The organism is Clostridium sp. (genome assembly GCF_050717635.1).
In the GTDB taxonomy this organism is placed as follows: domain Bacteria; phylum Bacillota; class Clostridia; order Clostridiales; family Clostridiaceae; genus Clostridium_AD.
Map to the genome: position 1 here is coordinate 124,896 of NZ_JBOITO010000030.1, position 19,191 is coordinate 144,086.

The 19,191-nt window shown below is 32.7% G+C and carries 15 protein-coding genes; 1 reads left to right on the forward strand and 14 read right to left on the reverse strand.

Annotated elements, in window-relative coordinates; translation table 11 throughout:
- Nucleotides 1-65: 65 nt before the first annotated feature.
- The 13 genes from ACREWB_RS13895 to ACREWB_RS13955 form a co-directional block, all read right to left on the reverse strand.
- Nucleotides 66-1,226, reverse strand: coding sequence for a DUF819 family protein (locus ACREWB_RS13895; RefSeq protein WP_431548044.1), 1,161 nt, complete (start codon nt 1,224-1,226; stop codon nt 66-68).
- A gap of 283 nt (nt 1,227-1,509) precedes the next feature.
- Complete coding sequence (gene gdhA, locus ACREWB_RS13900) at nt 1,510-2,847, reverse strand: NADP-specific glutamate dehydrogenase (protein ID WP_431548045.1); 1,338 nt, start codon at nt 2,845-2,847, stop codon at nt 1,510-1,512.
- A gap of 383 nt (nt 2,848-3,230) precedes the next feature.
- Nucleotides 3,231-3,500: a hypothetical protein gene (locus tag ACREWB_RS13905; RefSeq protein ID WP_431548046.1), complete on the reverse strand. Its 270-nt coding sequence runs from the start codon at nt 3,498-3,500 to the stop codon at nt 3,231-3,233.
- 181 nt (nt 3,501-3,681) lie between these two features.
- Entirely contained in the window at nt 3,682-6,021 is a 2,340-nt protein-coding gene (locus tag ACREWB_RS13910; protein WP_431548047.1) for an ABC transporter ATP-binding protein/permease, read from the reverse strand.
- Nucleotides 6,021-6,659 carry a TetR/AcrR family transcriptional regulator gene (locus ACREWB_RS13915; protein ID WP_431548048.1) on the reverse strand — a complete coding sequence of 213 codons (639 nt, stop codon included), beginning with the start codon at nt 6,657-6,659 and terminating at the stop codon, nt 6,021-6,023. Before ACREWB_RS13915 ends, ACREWB_RS13910 begins: the two co-directional genes overlap by 1 nt.
- Before the next feature lie 183 nt (nt 6,660-6,842).
- Nucleotides 6,843-7,691: a L,D-transpeptidase family protein gene (locus ACREWB_RS13920; protein WP_431548049.1), complete on the reverse strand. Its 849-nt coding sequence runs from the start codon at nt 7,689-7,691 to the stop codon at nt 6,843-6,845.
- A gap of 210 nt (nt 7,692-7,901) precedes the next feature.
- Complete coding sequence (locus ACREWB_RS13925) at nt 7,902-8,744, reverse strand: metal ABC transporter permease (protein ID WP_431548050.1); 843 nt, start codon at nt 8,742-8,744, stop codon at nt 7,902-7,904.
- Nucleotides 8,744-9,586: a metal ABC transporter ATP-binding protein gene (locus ACREWB_RS13930; protein WP_431548051.1), complete on the reverse strand. Its 843-nt coding sequence runs from the start codon at nt 9,584-9,586 to the stop codon at nt 8,744-8,746. Before ACREWB_RS13930 ends, ACREWB_RS13925 begins: the two co-directional genes overlap by 1 nt.
- Entirely contained in the window at nt 9,583-10,500 is a 918-nt protein-coding gene (locus ACREWB_RS13935; RefSeq protein ID WP_431548052.1) for a metal ABC transporter substrate-binding protein, read from the reverse strand. The genes ACREWB_RS13930 and ACREWB_RS13935 overlap by 4 nt, the downstream gene beginning before the upstream one ends.
- Before the next feature lie 155 nt (nt 10,501-10,655).
- A complete protein-coding gene (locus ACREWB_RS13940; protein WP_431548053.1) occupies nt 10,656-11,504 on the reverse strand; it encodes an N-acetylmuramoyl-L-alanine amidase in 849 nt (282 codons plus the stop codon).
- A gap of 87 nt (nt 11,505-11,591) precedes the next feature.
- Nucleotides 11,592-12,797: an MFS transporter gene (locus tag ACREWB_RS13945; protein WP_431548054.1), complete on the reverse strand. Its 1,206-nt coding sequence runs from the start codon at nt 12,795-12,797 to the stop codon at nt 11,592-11,594.
- A gap of 131 nt (nt 12,798-12,928) precedes the next feature.
- Nucleotides 12,929-13,915 carry an ADP-ribosylglycohydrolase family protein gene (locus ACREWB_RS13950; protein WP_431548055.1) on the reverse strand — a complete coding sequence of 329 codons (987 nt, stop codon included), beginning with the start codon at nt 13,913-13,915 and terminating at the stop codon, nt 12,929-12,931.
- A gap of 15 nt (nt 13,916-13,930) precedes the next feature.
- Nucleotides 13,931-16,033, reverse strand: coding sequence for an ADP-ribosylglycohydrolase family protein (locus ACREWB_RS13955; protein ID WP_431548056.1), 2,103 nt, complete (start codon nt 16,031-16,033; stop codon nt 13,931-13,933).
- Nucleotides 16,034-16,211: 178 nt separating this feature from the next.
- Here ACREWB_RS13955 and ACREWB_RS13960 point away from each other — a divergent pair, with 178 nt between their 5' ends.
- Entirely contained in the window at nt 16,212-17,876 is a 1,665-nt protein-coding gene (locus tag ACREWB_RS13960) for a ribonuclease J (protein WP_431548057.1), read from the forward strand.
- Between the two features lie 78 nt (nt 17,877-17,954).
- Here the strand turns inward: ACREWB_RS13960 and ACREWB_RS13965 are convergent, their stop codons facing one another.
- A complete protein-coding gene (locus ACREWB_RS13965) occupies nt 17,955-19,178 on the reverse strand; it encodes a nuclear transport factor 2 family protein (RefSeq protein ID WP_431548058.1) in 1,224 nt (407 codons plus the stop codon).
- Nucleotides 19,179-19,191 lie beyond the last annotated feature (13 nt).

A 19,191-nucleotide genomic window follows, 5' to 3' on the forward strand; every position in this document is an offset into this window, starting at 1 on the left:
CCATCTTTATAAGCAACTATAATAGCCCTTTGAGATAAACCATGATTATTTTAGTCATACATATATCACATAAGAGAAAGTATTTTAGCTACCACAAGTGCTGCTCCTGTTCCTACAATATACCCCATAAGCGCCATCAAAATCCCTATAGGCACTAGTGCTTCACTGTATGCAGCAGCTAATATTGGTGCTGAAGCAACTCCTCCTATATTTGCTAGACTTGCAACTCCAATAGTAAATAAGTCTAGTTTAAATATTTTAGCAGATATCACAGAAATTATAAAGTGTACTCCAAGTATACAGAATCCTGATACTATATAAATAGGCGCCTGTGTAAGTTCTGCAAAATTTGCTCTAGACGCTATAAGCGCCACTATTAAGTAAAGCATAATATTGGAAAGTTGCGTAGAGCCAGGTATTTTTGCAACTGGCGTCATAGCGAGTAGTATTCCAACTAAGGTAGCTATAAGAATCGTCCATGTAGTTCCTGTTAAAAATACTGTTTGTGGAAGCATAGCACCAAAATATTGAGCCATTGCAGAAACAAATAAACTTAACCCAAGTAATATTATTAAATCTGCAAATTCTATTTCTTTTCTCATATTCTCTTGTGCTGCATTTAATTTTTCCCCAATTTCATCAATTACTCTTGTATCTGATTTTGTCCATTTGTTAAATTTAGGAGCAAACGAAACTAACCATAGCAATAACATTACCCATATAGAGTAATTAACAGAATCCATAAGTAGGGCATACCCAAGTCTTGAATCAGGTATATTCAGTGCACCTTGCACAGCTACCATATTTCCAGTTCCACCTATCCAGCTTCCTGCAAGTGCTGCAAAGGATTTCCATGTATCTGCCTCATAAAACCTTTTAAAAATACCATAAGTTACCACAAAACCTAACATTATACTTATAGTTGATACAAAATAACCTATTAACATTTTAGGTCCTAATTTTAATATTTTCCTCATATCACATCTTAAAAGCATTAAAAATATCATTGCAGGTAGTAAATTACCCTTTAACCCTTTGTAAACTACAGTTATTGAATCTGTTTTTTGCCACATGCCAAAAGTTGAAAGTAGCATTGCTGCAAAATATAATAGTACAATAGCAGGGATATAGTTGAAAATTTTTGATTTTGATTTTTTTTCTGCAAGTACAATCATACCTGCAAAGAATAGAAGAAATGCTACATAAGTAAATCCATTAGTTATCATTTGTTTCCTCCCCGTATAATTTAGTCCATGTAATGTTTTACACGTCTAGTATAGTTTTCTTGTTTAATTCAAATATTATTCCTCCTTAAGTTAAATTATATTTTCATCCAATGTCGTAAAATCGCCCTTAAATTTCAAAATAAATTAAAGTTTTTTTCATTTGTTCATAAATATAGATATCTTAAAAAAGAACAAATAAAACTAAAAAGCCCAACCCTTTCAAAGGTTGAGCAATTGTAAATCATCATCTGTGATGCTGCAATATTAACAAAGCTATTAAAATTTACTGAGCTATTCCTTCTGAATACATAGCATCTGCTACTTTAATGAATCCAGCAATATTGGCTCCAGCAACCAAATTACCTTCAAATCCATATTCTTTTGCTGCATTACTTACCTTTTCGTAAATATCTACCATTATAGTCTTCAACTCAGCATCTACTTGTTCAAATGTCCATGGGTATCTCATGCTATTTTGTGACATTTCAAGAGCTGAGGTAGCAACTCCCCCTGCATTTGCTGCTTTAGCAGGTCCAAAAATAATTTTGCTCTTTAAGAATACCTCTATTGCTTCAGGAGTTGAAGGCATATTTGCACCTTCTCCAACTACAATACATCCATTTGCAACAAGAGTTTTCGCTGATAATTCATCTATTTCATTCTGAGTAGCACAAGGAAGTGCAATATCACAATTTATTGTCCAAATTCCAGAACAACCTTCATGATATTCTGCTTGTGGATGATATTTAACATATTCGCTTATTCTTTCTCTATTAACTTCTTTAATTTTCTTAACTGTATCCAAATTAATTCCAGTTGCATCATATATATATCCATTAGAATCACTTAATGCAACTACATTTGCTCCTAACTGTATAGCTTTTTCAGCTCCGTATATTGCAACATTTCCTGAACCAGAAATTACAGCTATTTTATTTTTAAAAGAATTTCCAGTAGCTTTAAGGATTTCTTCAACAAAATAACACAGTCCATATCCAGTTGCTTCTGTTCTCGCAAGACTTCCGCCATAAGTTAATCCTTTTCCTGTTAATACCCCTGTAAATTCATTTGTAAGTCTTGTATATTGGCCAAACAAAAAACCAATCTCCCTACCACCAACACCAATATCACCAGCTGGCACATCAATATCTGCTCCAATGTACTTTGAAAGTTCAGTCATAAAGCTTTGACAAAATCTCATTACTTCTTTATATGATTTACCTTTGGGATTAAAATCACTTCCCCCCTTAGAACCGCCAATTGGTAGCCCTGTTAGTGAGTTTTTTAATGTTTGCTCAAAACCAAGGAATTTAATAATACCAAGATTAACTGAAGGGTGAAACCTTAATCCTCCCTTATAAGGTCCAATAGCACCATTAAATTGGACACGGTACCCTTTATTTACCTTTACAACTCCCTTGTCATCTATCCATGGCACTCTAAACATAATTTGTCGTTCAGGTTCTACTATCATATCAAATATTCCAGCCGCCACCCACTCAGGATATTTTTCAGCTACAGGTTCCAAGGATTCTAGTATTTCTTTTACAGCCTGATGAAATTCTGGTTCATTGGGATTTTTAACAATTACTTGTTGTACTAAACTTGATAATAAACTCATTTTGACATCCCCCTATTTTGTTAATTAACTAAAAATTGAATTTAATATTTTATAGTTACGTCATAAATCAATATATTTTATTGTGAATCATCTTTGTTACATATATATGTTACCTTTCATATTGTAACATATCAAGATGTGACCCACTTGTAAAGTGGCATAAATGGCTTAATTCATCTTTCTATATAAGAAATTATACCATATACAAATAATTATACCACTTTTTGTTTTTTTATCTTAGTGATAGATAATTAAAATCAACTGTCACATTAAGTTAACCTATGGTTTAATAGCCCTAACTCACATAAGACACAAATACCTTTGGTAAATTATATTTGACATTTACAAGTTTAAATTTACCATAAAATTCATTTTATCAAAATCTATTTTATATAAGCATCTGTTACTTTAGTTACATAATCATCCATTCCACCATTTGATATAACTATTATAGACTGATTCCTATCTCCAGGAATCTTAACACAAAATTCCTCTACTCCATTTTTCTCCGATCCTACGTATTTTTCCACTTCTACTTCACTTCTATAAGCAATTCCATAATCCTCAAGTATTCCTGCAATTCTATTTTCTACTTTTCCTGTAGGGCATTCAAGCTCTTTAATTCTTTCAATTGCATCTTCTATATATGGCATAAAACTCTCTCCTAACTAAATTTATTTTAATGTTTATTATACCCTGATATTTATCTTTAATTCTAAACTACATTTATACTTTTTATTATAAAAACAAAAAAAATCAGAGACAACTTCGCCTCTGATTCCCTAAATTATATAAATCTTTTTATTATTTCCCGCAAGTGTGAATTATTGTTTACTATTCGGACCTTAATGCTTCAACAGGGTCTTTCTTTGCTGCCATCTTTGCAGGGATGCTGCCACCAATAACCGTAAGCACAAGACTAATTAAAATTAATGCTACGGCATGAAGCGGATTAAGTTGTGCTACGTTTTTCAAATCCGTGCTGTTTTTTATAATGACGTTTATAGGAAATACTAGTAGCCTTGCAATTACAATACCAAGTGTACCGGAACACACTCCTATAATAAAGGTCTCAGCATTAAACACACGTGTAATATCTTTCTTGCGAGCACCTAATGCTCTCAGTACTCCAATCTCCTTAGTTCTTTCCAATACGGAAATATAGGTGATAATACCCACCATTATAAGAGATACAATCAGAGAAATGGCTGCAAATGCAACGAGCACCAATGTGATGGCATCCATAATGCCTCCAGACATTTCGGTAACCGTACCAGCTAAATCTGTATATACTACTTTGTCTGTTTTAGATTTGCCCTTATTAAAATCATCCAAGCCAGCAACAATAGTATTTTTCGCTTCAAAATCTGTGGGATATATGGAAATCATAAAAGGAGTAGTAGTAGCACCCAAAGCTGACATAATGGTATCTTTTGAAGACATCCCAGTGGGACTTGTTGGATCAATAGCTGTATCAAGTGGCTGCCCTGTTAACACGTTGAACTTACTGTTTTTTTGTTTTAATACTATATCAGAATTAACAGAATCTCTCAAAATATATTCAGCTAATTCATCAGAATATACAAAGCCTACTGGAAGAAGAGAAATTTTCACGTCCTCTTTGGCTCTTATAATACCTACAACGTTTAGTTTGATTGCTCTTTTATTATTATACATAGAAATAAAGTTGGTTGGGTTTCCATTAATGGTATATAAGTTACCGCTTGCTTTGTAAAAATCATTATTAAGAACAGCTCTAAATTCATTTCCAATAATATCATCAAAATCAATGCTATCAGCTTCTTGATTCAGTCCAAATGTTTCTAAAATAGTATCTTCTACGCCGTTTTTGTTATTTACAATCAGAACAATATCATTCATAGCTTTAGGATAGGAACCAGCCAACACATTGTAGTTTTGTTCTAGGTAACCCAGTCTATTCTTATCCAAGGATTTTGGATAGGATACAAAGCTCATTGGATTAGTGTTCACCTTAGTTGCTGTATCATTGTGTAATCGTAGCAAGTTTATATTAAGCATTCTTGTATAAGAAAGTCCTGATACCAGCGTGGAATCAATATCCTCTATATACTTAATGTATTTATCAGTAAATATATTTCTATGCATCACTTTTTCTGTCATAGGTTCAACTGGATATATCACCTTATCCTTAGGGTAGGCACTCTCATCAGTAGATATTCCAAGCATGGTATTTCGCTGTTCCTTTAACATTTGTGGATCTATCTCTGCAGTGGTCTGAGAAATCATAATGGGAAAAGTAGAAAGAGTACCGGATTCAAATTTATTAATTTGTTTGTCAAAACCGTTGGACAGGGATAAAATGAGAGCAATACCGATTATGCCAATACTAGATGCAAACGCTGTCAGAAGTGTTCTTCCTTTTTTGGTTTTAATATTAGTACCAGACAACTTCAAAGCCGTTACAAAGTTCATTTTGGTCTTCTTTAGTTTGTACTCTGAATTGATCTCTTTATCAGGTAATGGATTAGAGTCGGACTCTACTTCCCCATCTTTAAATTCAACAATTCTATCGGCATAAGCGTGTGCTAGTTTAGGATTATGAGTAACCATGATAACCAATTTATCTTTAGCAATCTCCTTAATTAAATCCATAATTTGCACGCTAGTTACAGTATCCAAAGCGCCAGTGGGTTCATCTGCAAGAATAATATCAGGATCATTTGCTAATGCCCGGGCTATAGCAACACGCTGCATTTGGCCGCCCGAAAGCTGATTAGGTTTTTTATGAATATGTTCTATTAGCCCGACCCTTTCAAGAACTTCCCGGGCTTTTTTTCTTTTCACATCAGAAGGAACACCGCTAAGGGTCATCCCCATTTCTACATTATCCATAATGCTCAAATGAGTAATTAAGTTATAGCTCTGAAAAATGAATCCAACGCTGTTGTTACGGTAAGCATCCCAATCCTCATCCTTAAACTCTTTAGTGGATTTTCCATTAATAATTAAATCACCGTCGTCATAATGATCAAGTCCTCCAATAACATTAAGGCAAGTAGTTTTACCAGAACCACTGACCCCTAGAATTGCTACAAATTCATTTTTCCTGAAATTTAAATTGATTCCATTTAAGGCTACTTGTGTAAACTCACCCGTGGTATAACTCTTTTTAATGTCTTTTAACGTTAGCATTATAAACTCTCCTTTAGCATTCCACGTTGCAGAATGGTTATTTTATTTTTATATTCTTTTATAATCTCGTCTTTTTCCTCAATGTGCAAGAATATATCCATTGTTGCCTTTTGAGTAACGGCTATTAATATATCTATAGTATCGTATATATCATTTATACTTTGCAAATTCAAGCTTTTAGTGTCCACATACTGCTTAAACCAATCAAAATAATCCTTTCTTTTACTGCGGTTTTCAAATTGCAATAAAATTTCATTCTGAGCCGTTTGATTAGAAAAAATATTCATGCAAAAGGCAATGTTTTCTTTTGCTGTTCCAAATTTAGCTGTGAATTCTAAAACTTCATTAAAAACTGCAAATATATTCCCTTTATTTTGGTTAATGCTTTCTTTAATAGTAAACATTAGCTCATCATGATAAGTAGATAAAACACAGCTCATCGTGTCCTTTTTATCTTCAAAATACATGTAAAAGCTACCTCTTGAAATATCAGCATCTTGCACAATCTTATTAATGGATACTTTCTCATAAGGCACTCTAGCAAACTCATTTTTAATTGCCTCAATTATCTTATTCTTTTTTTTCACAGATAAATTGGAAAAAGTCTCCGTTGGCAAATTAATCACTCCTTTTTTCATATGACAACGTGTCACATGACAACCTGTCATAATTATAAATGACATCTTATCATGTGTCAAATAATACATATACTGAATAAAATATAAAAAAGACAAGGATACCTGTGGTACTTTCACAGAGTATCCTTGTTTATTTTAATCAGTATCAAATATTCTGTTTTCCATATGTTACAGTTACGATTCTTAGTTGCTCCAAATAGCAGTTCTAGCAGGAATATTATAATATATAAACTTAGCATTGTCTAAAGATAACCTTACACACCCATGAGATACTGGAACTCCAAGAGTGTTATCTACAATATGATTACCTTTATTATCATATAGTACGCTATGAAATAAATAACTGCCTCTTATTTGTGTATAGTATTTACACCTAGCTCCACCATCTGCTATAAAGTAGCTGCCTTTACTTCCTACAGTAAAATCACCTTTAATTGTAGGAGTACTTGCCTTTCCACTAGAACATATCATAGATTTAATAAGATTCCATTTTTTATTAGAGCCTTTGAAGATGTTTACTCTTTGGTGAGATGTATCAATCCATATAAAATAAGAAGTCGCGCTTGAAATGTTTTTACCGTTTATAAGTTTTTCTAACTCATTGTTTGATGGTGTAACCCTAGGTATAAGTGCTTTTTTCACTGGAGTTTTATACATAGTCCCTGGCGCTACCATCATCCCAAGTTTTTCAAGTGTTAACTTACCTACTACACCGTCTTTCAATATCTTATTTCTCATTTGAAAGTCCATAACTGCATAGTGTGTTAATCGTCCAAAATCGCCATCTACATTTAGTTTATAACCAAATTTATTAAGCTTTTGTTGTATTTCTTTCACTTTATTCCCCTTATCTCCTTTTTTAAAGTTTGTTATAACATTGGGTTGTTTTTGAGACAATATAACATTGTTCTTACATAATCCAGATTCAACAAGAGATAACTTTACAGGTTTACTATCTTTATTCGCTAAAGTACATCCAATTAAAACCATCATAAGTATAAAGAGAATAGATGATAAGTATCTTTTATTCATACTAATACCCCATTTACTTAGAAGTATGGAACTATTCCCTATCAGTATACTCTCTTGAAATTAAAGTGTTACTAAAAATTTCCATCTATTGCAAGTTGTATTGTTACTGTCTGTTACCTAATCCTTACAATTAAATACACTTACCCTCATATTAAAAAGAATCCCTGCCAATACTTTTGATTAGTATTAGCACGGATATAGTTTGTTATTTTATGAGTAAAATTTTAATTTTGCAAAAAATGTAATTCCAAAAAACAATGAAGATATAAGTACCATGGTTGCACCAGAAGCAGAACCTAAGAAATAGGATAAAATAAGTCCAGATACTCCTGAAATAAGTGCAATTGTTATGGAATATATATGATACTGCCTTATATTGCTAGAGATATTTCTAGCAGCGGCGGCCGGTAGAACTAACATAGAACTTATAATTAGAACACCTACCCATTGAATAGATATTGTTACAATAACTGCAACAGTAATTGTAAATAAATATTCGTAAAATTCAACGTTAATTCCTCTGCTTCTCGCCAATAATTGATTTACACTTACTAAAAGAAGCTTATTAAATGCAATTGTCCAAATAATAGTTACGATTATAAATATAATTGGAAGTATTATCAAATCCATTGAATTAATACTTAATAAATCACCTATAAGATAAACAGAATATTTTGTAAATCCGCCCCTGAATGATAATATTACAACACCCAGAGCAACTGCTGTAGATGCGAAAACACCTATTATAGTATCGGTTGATGAAGTATTTACATTTTTAACCTTAATTATTACTACTGCAAGCATAAGTGAAAATGCCAGCATAGACCATATTGGATTACTTATACCTAAAATCACCCCAATTGCTATTCCTGTGAGAGCTGAATGTCCTAGCGCATCTGCAAAGAAAGCCATTTTGTTATTTACAACCATAGTGCCAAGTAACCCAAACATAGGAGTAACCAATAAAACACCTAATAATGCATTTTTCATAAACACATAATGAGCCCATTCAAATGGGAGTAAAAAGTCTACTAGATTATACCATAAAGACATCAATCATCATCCTCTTCATTTTTGTTTACCAATACTTTATTCCAATCGACACCAAAAACATCAATTACTTTCTCATTGCTAAATACTTCAGCTCCGGTGCCACAGCATTCAATGGTTTTGTTATTGATAAATGCAATACGATCAGCGTATTTTGATACTAAAGGTAGATCATGAGAAACTAAAATAATAGATAAATCATAATCTTTTCTTAGATTTGATACAGTTTTATAAAATAATTTCAGCCCATTTTGATCAATTCCAGATACTGGCTCATCTAATAATAATATATCTGGTATGGGCTGAAGCGCTAAGGCTAAAAGTACTCTTTGTAGTTCTCCACCGGATAATACCCCTAACCGCTTGTCTATAAGATATTCGCCATCAACTAGTGATAAACTTTCAAGTGCCTTTTGTCTTATATTTTTGGAAATAGAAAACCAAACAGGTCTGCTACTTAATGTAGCAGAAAAAATATCCAAAACACTTACCGGTGAACTATAATCAAAATCAAGTTTCTGAGGTACATACCCCATTTTAAGTTTTCGTACAAGTTTTTTGTTTCCATCCACAAAAGTAATATGTCCCGAATGTGGTATTCCTCCGAGCAAGGCCTTTATGAGCGTGCTCTTCCCAGCGCCATTTGCTCCTATTAAAGCTGTTAAATCCCCACAATGAATATGGAGATTAATATCTTTTAATATTACTGTTTTTCCAATAGTAACACCAAAATCTTGTATTTTTGTGCAGCATAAACCACAACTGCATTTATTACAATTTATGTTTCGAATTTTATTACCATTTGTCATCTTATTACTATTCATCATCTTATTACTATTTATCATTTTAAAGCCTCTTCCAATACTTTTAAATTACTGTCCATAATATTTATATAAGCATCTGCATCCATAGGACCTGTAACAACTGGATCTAAAGTGTAAACTTTTATACCTGTCGCCGTTGCAATGGTTTCAGCTGATTTTGCAGGATACTGCGGTTCTGCAAACAAGGCTCTTACTTTTAGTTTCTTCACCTGCTCAATAGTTTCTTTTAATTCTTTTGCACTTGGAGCAGAACCAGGTTCACGTTCAACAACTCCTACTATATTAAAATTAAATTCCTTGGCAAAATACGGAAATGCCTCATGGAAAGTAACTATGTCACGATTCACAATAGCATCCAATGATTTGTGCATCTTTTCTCTTTGAGTCTCAAGTTTCTTTACATATTTGTCTGTATTTGCTTTATATTTTTCCGCATTATTAGGGTCTAAAGTAGCTAGCTGCTCTCCAATTGTTTTCACTTGAGTTATAGCGTTAGAAATACTTACCCATACATGTGGATTATCTCCCTCATCGCCTTTACTTTTAATAAGCTCTATTCCTTTGCTAGATTCAATAACTTTAAGATTCGGCATTTGCTCAGTTACCTTATCCATAAATGATTCCATACCTGCACCATTAGTTACAAATACCCGCGCACTATCTAATGTTTTCATGTCACTCGTGGTAATTGAATAGTCATGAAGGCAACCTGCCGTTGGTTTAGTCATACTAATAACTTTTACATTTGGAATATCTTTTACGACATTCAATGTAAATATATACATAGGATAGAATGACGCTGCAATTGTAAGTATTTCATCATCACGTGTTTCAGCACCAGATGATGCATTGCTGTTTTTTTCGGAAGTACATCCACTAAAAAGTACTACACTTGCAAGTATAATTGTTATAATTTTTGTAATTATATTTTTCATTTTTAATTCACCCTTTCATCAAATGCAAGTGACTTGCATTTACATTCCTTTTATATTATATAATTACTTATAAAAAATTACAACCCTATTTCTCGATACTACATTATAATTGCCAAATTATATAACATTTATGGATACCCCACCCAAAAAAATTATTAATGGAAAATTTCTTTTATACCATTTAGTAGTCCTTTAGTAATCATATTTTGATAATTATCGCTTGCTAATAATTTATCCTCTTCCGTATTAGACATAAATCCCATCTCAATCAATACAACTGGTACCTTGGACCAATTAAAACCAGTAATATCAGATCGTTTTGATATCCCTCGGTTTTTAGCTCCAGTTGAATTTACAAAGTTATTCAAAATAATGTCACCATATTGTTGACTAACTTTATATACATCTCTAGCATATCCCACAGGTTCTGGCACTAACATGCTTGCACCATGTGCACTAGAACTATTATTAGAATCACAATGAATCCTTAAAACAAGGCTAGCTTTACTATCATTCCCAATATTAGCTCTATCAACATTGCCTGGATTTTCTTCATTACTATTCTTTGACATTATCACATTAAAACCATCTTTTTCGAGTAAAACCTTGAGTTTTCTGGCAACCATCATATTAACCTCATATTCATTTAACCCTTTTGAAACTCCAGTTGCCCCTCCCGGATCTTTTACTTTTAAAACATCTGAGTATGGTGAATTTCTTTCCATGCCTTTATTGCCACCTTTAGAATGGCCTGGGTCTATTACAATAACTTTCTTAAGGGTTTGCACTTTAGTTTGTTCATATATTTTAACATCAGCTGAATTATCTTCTTTGTTTTCTATGATATTTAATTCTTCTTGTTTATCTTCAGCAGGAAGTTTACTATTAAATGCTACCTTATTATCACAGACAAGCAATAGAGTTATTAATGTTAGTGTTAATGCTAGCAATGTTCTTCTAATATTTGTCATATGTTTTATTTTAACCTCACTTTCTTTAATCATTACCTACTTCTATTCACTTAATCTTATTTTAACATGGTTTAATGTTTCTTTGTGGAGGATTTAAACAAAAAAGCATTTCATTAGAATTTACTTTAATGAAATACTTTTCTGCACTTTATTCTTAAGCCCAAGCCTTGTGTTCATATATTTCATAGTAACCCCTGTTAATATAATCATAGCTACTCCAAGCACCATATGGCTTGTAAATATGTTCTGATTATCCAATAATACTCCCATTATAGGAAAGGCTATGGCTACTGATATATTACAGGCTAAACTTTGAAATGAAAGAATAGTTGCCCTTTTGTCAGAGGGTATGTGTTTATTTAAATACTTAGTGGTAACTGGCCTATATATTCCCCGTGCAACCTGTTGAAATAATATTGCAAAAAAACCAAACCAAATCTTTACAGCGCCCATAAGAATAAAGGATATTATCATTAAAAGAGCCATAAAAGTTAAAGTTTTAGGTTTAGTTTTTTCCATAATCCAGTGACTACGTTTTGAAGCAAAAGCAGCAACTATATTAAATAAAAAGAATATCATTCCGAAATATCTAACAGGAATTTTTACTGCTTCCATGTAGGGCTGATAGTAAAAAAAGGCTGTTTTATAAAAAATAAAAAACATCATAGTAAAAATTATTATTGCCTTAATTTTCTCATTAGATAATATAAACTTACCACTTTCTTTTATTTGTTGCATATAATTAATGCCAAATTTGCCTATTTTACCTTCAATTGGTGGTTCCTTAAATTTCAGCGCTATAATGATGGTTACTAACATAAATACCACTGAAATTATAAATGGGAGATTCGTATTCATTTCATATACAAATCCAGCTATTATTGAGCCTACCGCACTTGCATATAGTGCATTAGATCTAGCTTTTCCTTCTATGTTTTGAAATTCCTTTTCTCTTCCCATTATTTTTAGGGAATCATATATTAGAGCGTTGTCCGCACCAGATTTAAAAGTTGCACCTAAACTAAAAATTACTTCTGCTAATATAAACATAGGGAAGCTTTTACCCACTATATAAAATACAAGACTTATTGCCCAAAGAAGTGCTCCTATAAGGATACTCTCTTTTCTCCCAATTTTATCTGCAACTACTCCTGTTGGCACCTCAAATAAAACCATACCTATGGCTGAAATAGATTGAAGTACCATAATTTCAGTAAAGGATAGACCCTTTGCAATTAAAAATAACACTAGTATAGGCCCTAATATTAATAATTCTGCAAAAGTCGAATACCAATAATAAGTTTTTATATTTTTAGAAAAATGCATTTTCCACCCCCTCATTTGTTTACTCACAACATATATTTTATAACATTATACCATGAAATACAATCTATGCAATGTTTTGTAACTCTAAGTAAAATATGAATTAAGGGGACCTAAAAACGGGTCCCCCTAATTCATATTATCAAATCACTAAGCTTTTGAGCAACTTCTTTTATATCTAACCCCTTCGTAAATGAAAGGCAAGTTCCAGAAGGATATCTTGTTTTTTCAACCCAGCTTTCTGGAATTTGTGAAAATCCATATTTAGCCCCAAGTATTGATCCTACAATAGCTGCAATAGTGTCTGCATCTCTTCCAAAATTACCAGCAGCAATCAAACCCGTTTTGAAGTCTCTATTTACAAGTTTAAGTACTCCAAAAGCTGCAGCTATTGCTTCGGGAACTGATGCTTTGTAAATAGTCCAGATTTCATCATGTAAAGGCATCCAAGCATCCATAAATTCACCTTTGGCATTATCTACAATTTCTACTGCCTTTTTCATTGAGTAAAAAAGCCATGAATCTTCTGGGATTGCCTTGAAAGAAGCCTCAATTATTTCATCTATAGTTCCATCCACCATGGCAATTGAAACGGCAACTGCTACTGCTTGTGCTCCCCATATACCTTCTCTAAAGTGACTTATGCATGCATCTATATTGGCTAACACTACTGCTCTTTCTGAATCACCAGCACATATAATCCCTATAGGTGCAATTCTCATAGCTGCTCCATCGCTGTTATGATATGGATTATATTCTCCTGAGTAAGGAGGTAATATACCTCTATTAAGGTTTCTTGCTGCTTGTATTTCACTGGCTCCACCTCTTGGAAACTCATTTTGCGATGCTACATTTTCCATCCAGCCTTTAACAACCTCTGCGCTTGATAGGCTTCCTTCACATTCTATTAATATCTTTGCAGTAAGAAGTGCAAATTCTGTATCATCCGTACTTAAAGAAGCTTCTTTATTAAAATCTGTGGTTATTCCATATCGTAGTTGGTTATCTTGCTTTCTTGATGCATCCCCAAAAGAATCTCCAATAGCTAAACCTGCCAAAGCACCTAAAGCTTTATCATAGGCAAGAGCCCTATTATTTATTAAATCATTTCTACACAACATTATTTTAAGCTCCTTTTATAACTCCTCAACAGTTAGATTCCCAAATAGGGTTCTCCCCATTGAATATTTTGCATACCCTACCATACCATAACTTAAAGTTTCATCAACTACCTTTAGTATTTTTACATTATCTATTGATAACTCTATTTCCACTCCTTGTACCTTAAGCTCTAAGACATACTCTTTTCCGTATTCCCATTTAAATTCTGTGGAAGCTATTCTACTAATAGACTTATTATTTAAAAGAATAGAAACTCTATCCTTTTTATCAAAACCAGCATAATAACCTCTTAGTGCTCCTTGAACTCTAGCAGAAATTAGATGACTATCTCCATTTTCAGGTATGATTATTCCCTTAATACATACATCTTTCATAAAATAGTTTCCTGTCATGGCTTCTGCATGATCTATAGTGATTGATTCCATATAATTTTCTTCTATGCTCCACGCCCCTTGATTATGAGAAAAAGGAGTAATTGATCCGAATTCTTTTTTCTGTTTTTTTATATCTATACTATAAGAGGATTTTCCAAATATTTTAAATTCATCAATAAATAGTCTTCCAAGGTCTTTGTTTTTCGATGGTGAATTTCCTTCTAGAATTATTCCAACTTCATCTACCACTGCGCCTTCAAGGTCTGGAATTGTAAAGCTAATATTTATCCACTCTTCGTCTTTAATAACCACACACATAATAGTCACATCTTCTTTTGTGTGTGTATTTCTCACATATGGCGACAGACAAATGCTTTCTCCATTCCATCTTTCTGCATATACCATCATTGAAACTGTTTGACCAGAATATGCTGTTGGAGAAAATACAGGACTATATCTTTCGTCGCTAAAATCTACTCTTCTGTAAAAAGGTTTATAGAATATCTTACAATTTTTGCCTCTTTCCATACTATCAAATAATACTTCAAGAGAACCTCTGCCTTTGCATGCTTTGTCGGCAGTATTTTTTATGCTGCAATAAAAAGGATCTGATACTCTCATATTATGAGTAGAACCACTAAGCTCAAAATCAAAATAAATCTCACCTTCCACAAAGTCACTCTTTAAATTTTCTGGTGCTTCTTCCCCTGCAAGCTTATAACCAAGTAAACATAATTCCTTTGCATAACTTGGTATATCCAAGATATTTAAATACCCTGATATTCCTGACAGCACTACACTATCATTTATAGGCGTTTTATAATGTGTTCCAATTCCTGATATTCCACCAGCTACTCCCATAATAGTCCCCACACTCCCCGCATTACAATCTGTATCCCATCCGCACATAGTAGCTATTTCTACAGTACGGTTGAAATCTCCCTTCCCATAAAGAAGAGAAAGTACACATACTCCTGCATTAGGAATGATATGACATACTCCCGCGTATTTATCATAGCCCCAGTTTTCTTCTAGGTATTTCCTGCAAGCTCTAAAATCTTCTGGCTCCTTTTCATAGAAATCTAATACTGCCCTTGTAACTTTTGCATAAGTTGAGTCTTCTGATATTACTGAAAGCCCAGCACCTATTATTTCTTCTACATCACAAGTTACATAAGCCTTAGAAATACATGCAGCTATAAAAGCTGCTCCATTTAAGCCATCCCCATCATGAGATACGCTGGCAGCTGCTCTTGCAAACCTTGCAGCTCTTTCTATATCATTTGGAATCACTAAACCCCAAGTATCAATAAATATTTGCCCACCTATTTGCTCTGATAATATTTTACCATTTTGCTCTTTCGAACCAGATTTAGGTGCTGGAATTCCATTTTTCAAATTTAAATAGGTTGTATGCTCAGTACTAATACCGTAGCCGCCCCACCAAAACATCCCAACCCCGTCCCTTGCATAGTTAAGCCATGCATTTGCTATATGCTCTGGATCAAGTTCCTTATGAATTCCTTCATCATATAGAGCTCTTAAAAAAAACACTGGCCCATTAACATCATCATCCGCCCCAAAATTTATAAAATCTTTTATGTAACCAGTTATATTTCCATAAGTCTCTACTATTCTTTCATAGGTCCAAATGCCTGGTTCTACTGGAGCACCAAGTCTAATACCTATATTCATCCCAAGAAAGCCCGAGTAAATTTTTTCTAGATAATTTTCTGGTATCATAAAGTACTCCCTTCAGCATTGCCTATCTCCCATACTTATGTATATGCTTGCTTTAAAGTACTCATTCCATATAAGTAACGCATTAAAAAATTCTTGAGAAAAGTATTAATTTCTTAAATAGTGGCAAAATAAAGAAAATGATATTAATATAAATAATATAAATGAAAGGGTGTATTTAGTGAAATATGAGGAAAGTTTAAAGGTTATCCCTTTAGGAGGCCTTGGTGAAATTGGTAAAAATATAACGGCTATTGAATACGGGGATGAAATCATTGTTATAGACTGTGGTATTTCCTTTCCTGATGAGGAAATGTACGGTGTAGATTTAGTAATTCCAGATATAACTTATTTAAAAAATAATGCTCAAAAGGTAAAAGGTATTTTCTTAACTCATGGACATGAAGATCATATAGGCGCATTGCCATACATTCTAAAACAATTGAATGTACCTATTTATGGTACTAGGCTAACCTTAGGAATAGTAGAAAACAAACTAAAAGAACACAATATATTATCTGATTGTGAACTTCACAATGTAATTGCTGGTGATATAATAGAACTTCAAAATTTAAAAATTGAATTTATGCGTGTTACTCATAGTATAGCTGATTCCTGTGCTATTGCAATTCACTCACCACTTGGCGTAATACTCCATACTGGTGATTTTAAAATTGACTATACTCCCATTGATGGATTAGTCATGGATTTAGAGCGCATATCAAATTTAGGCAAAGAGGGCGTACTTCTTCTTATGGCTGACAGCACAAATGTGGAACGAAAAGGTCATACAATATCAGAAAAATCTATAGGAAAGACTCTAACTAAAATAATTTCAAATGGGTCTGGAAGAGTTATTGTAGCCACTTTTGCTTCAAATATTCATAGAATGCAGCAAATTGCAGATGCTTCTGTGAAATATAACCGAAAAATTGTTTTTATTGGAAGAAGTATGGAGAACATCTCCCAATTAGCTATAGACCTTGGCTATCTTAATATACCAGAAGGTTACATTATAGGTGTAGATGATATTCGTAATTACTCTAGTGAACAAATTACAATAATAATTACTGGAAGTCAAGGTGAACCTATGGCAGGCCTTGCTCGAATGGCTTTCGGTACTCATAGAAAATTGACTATCGAACCAAATGACTTATTTATTATTTCTGCATCACCAATTCCAGGCAATGAGAAAGTAATATCTAAAGTAATCAACGAATTATTCAAAAAAGGGGCAGAAGTAGTTTATGGAGATTTAGAAGAAATACATGTGTCTGGTCACGCCTACCAGGAAGAATTAAAATTAATTCACGCATTAGTTCACCCTAAATACTTTATGCCAGTTCATGGTGAATACAAACATTTAAGGCGCCATGCAAAGCTTGCACAAGAATTAGGTATGCAGGATAAAGATATATTTACTATTGAAACAGGTCAGGTTTTAGAACTCACAAGAGAGGAAGCTAAAGTGTCGGGTAGGGTACACACTGGAGCTGTATTTGTAGATGGTCTTGGCGTTGGGGATGTTGGAAATGTAGTACTTAGAGATAGAAAACACTTAGCAGAAGATGGTATGCTAACCGTAGTTGTTACATTAGACAGGCAATCTTATAGTATTATTGCAGGGCCTGATATAATAACTCGTGGATTTGTATATGCAAAGGAATCCGACGAATTAATACATGAAGTAAATGAGATTGTTAGAATAGAACTTACTAAGTGCTTAGACAATAAAATTATCGAATGGTATGTATTAAAATCTAATATGAAAAAAGCCATAGAACGGTATTTATATGAGAAAACGAAGCGTAGACCAATTATCCTTCCCATTATTATGGAAATTTAAAAATATAGCCTTATATAAAATACAATAAGGGATAAGGGATATGTTATACATGTATAATATGTCCCTTCTCGTATTCGTTCAAATGTTCTTTTCTAATATGGAAGCTGAATCTGTCTTACCTTCAAGACTCCAATCAAAAGGAAGTGAGAATTGAAGATATTTAAATACCCAATTATCTTTTTCTCTAATAATCACTGCTTCAAACCTAAATGGCCAAATATATTCTTCACCTTTAGCATTTTCCTTGAAAGTTCCAGCAATTATTCTTCTTATATTAAAAAGCTTATCCTTATCTTTTAAATCTGTTGTGAATATATTTTCGATTGTATTTATAGCATTTACAAAGGAACTACTTTCAGAAATTACTTTTTTCATGGTACCGTGAGAAACTACCCAAACCACATCTTCATTGGAATTAATCAAACAGTTTTCATAGTCTAATGTCATTTCATCATAGCACATTCTATGATTTTCTATTAATTTTATAATTTCCTTTTGATTACAATAGGTGTATTTATCTGTGTTAACAATTAATGGATTATTTACAGCAAAATATTTATTTGCTATTTTATTTATATCAATATTCATATCCAAGTATTGCTTATTAAAATCTTTTATAAGCAATACTATTTCATCATTATACCTCCGGGTATTGTTAACAGAAAATTCCTTCATTTTTTTTGTTTCATTGTTAAAATTATTTAGATCATGATTACCACTATTATTTATTCTTATATCTGGCATGTGCCCAACTACCGGTAGTGAAAATTGCATTTGCTTTATAATCCATCTTGTTTCTTTTTTTATCAGCACAAAAGAAACACGTAAATCCCACAAATAACTTCTTTCAAGATTATCTCTCTGACTTAATAAATGAGATAAAGTCCAATTAATTTCAGTTAATTTCACATTGTTAGATTTTTTACTATTAAGAGAAACTCCATCAAAATACTTTTTAATAGAACCTAAGTAACGTGTATAAGTCTCACTTTTACTATCAAAAGAATATTTAACTGTACCTGTAGTATAAATTAGAGCAGTGTTTCCAAGTGGTATTATAGTAGAGTCATCAGCATTAATCCTTAAATCTCCCCAATACTCAAAGTCGCCTATAAATATATCTTTAACGTCCTCATACCCTATACATAATTCATGACCACCTGTGCCAACAATAATTACATTTTCATTTTTATCAAATAATGCATCCATGAAATTATCTATTTCCTTTGTATCTCTTTGTATATAAGCCTGTTGGAATATGTTTAGTACTTCCATTAATTCATTATTTATTTGGTTTTTCATAAATGTACACCCC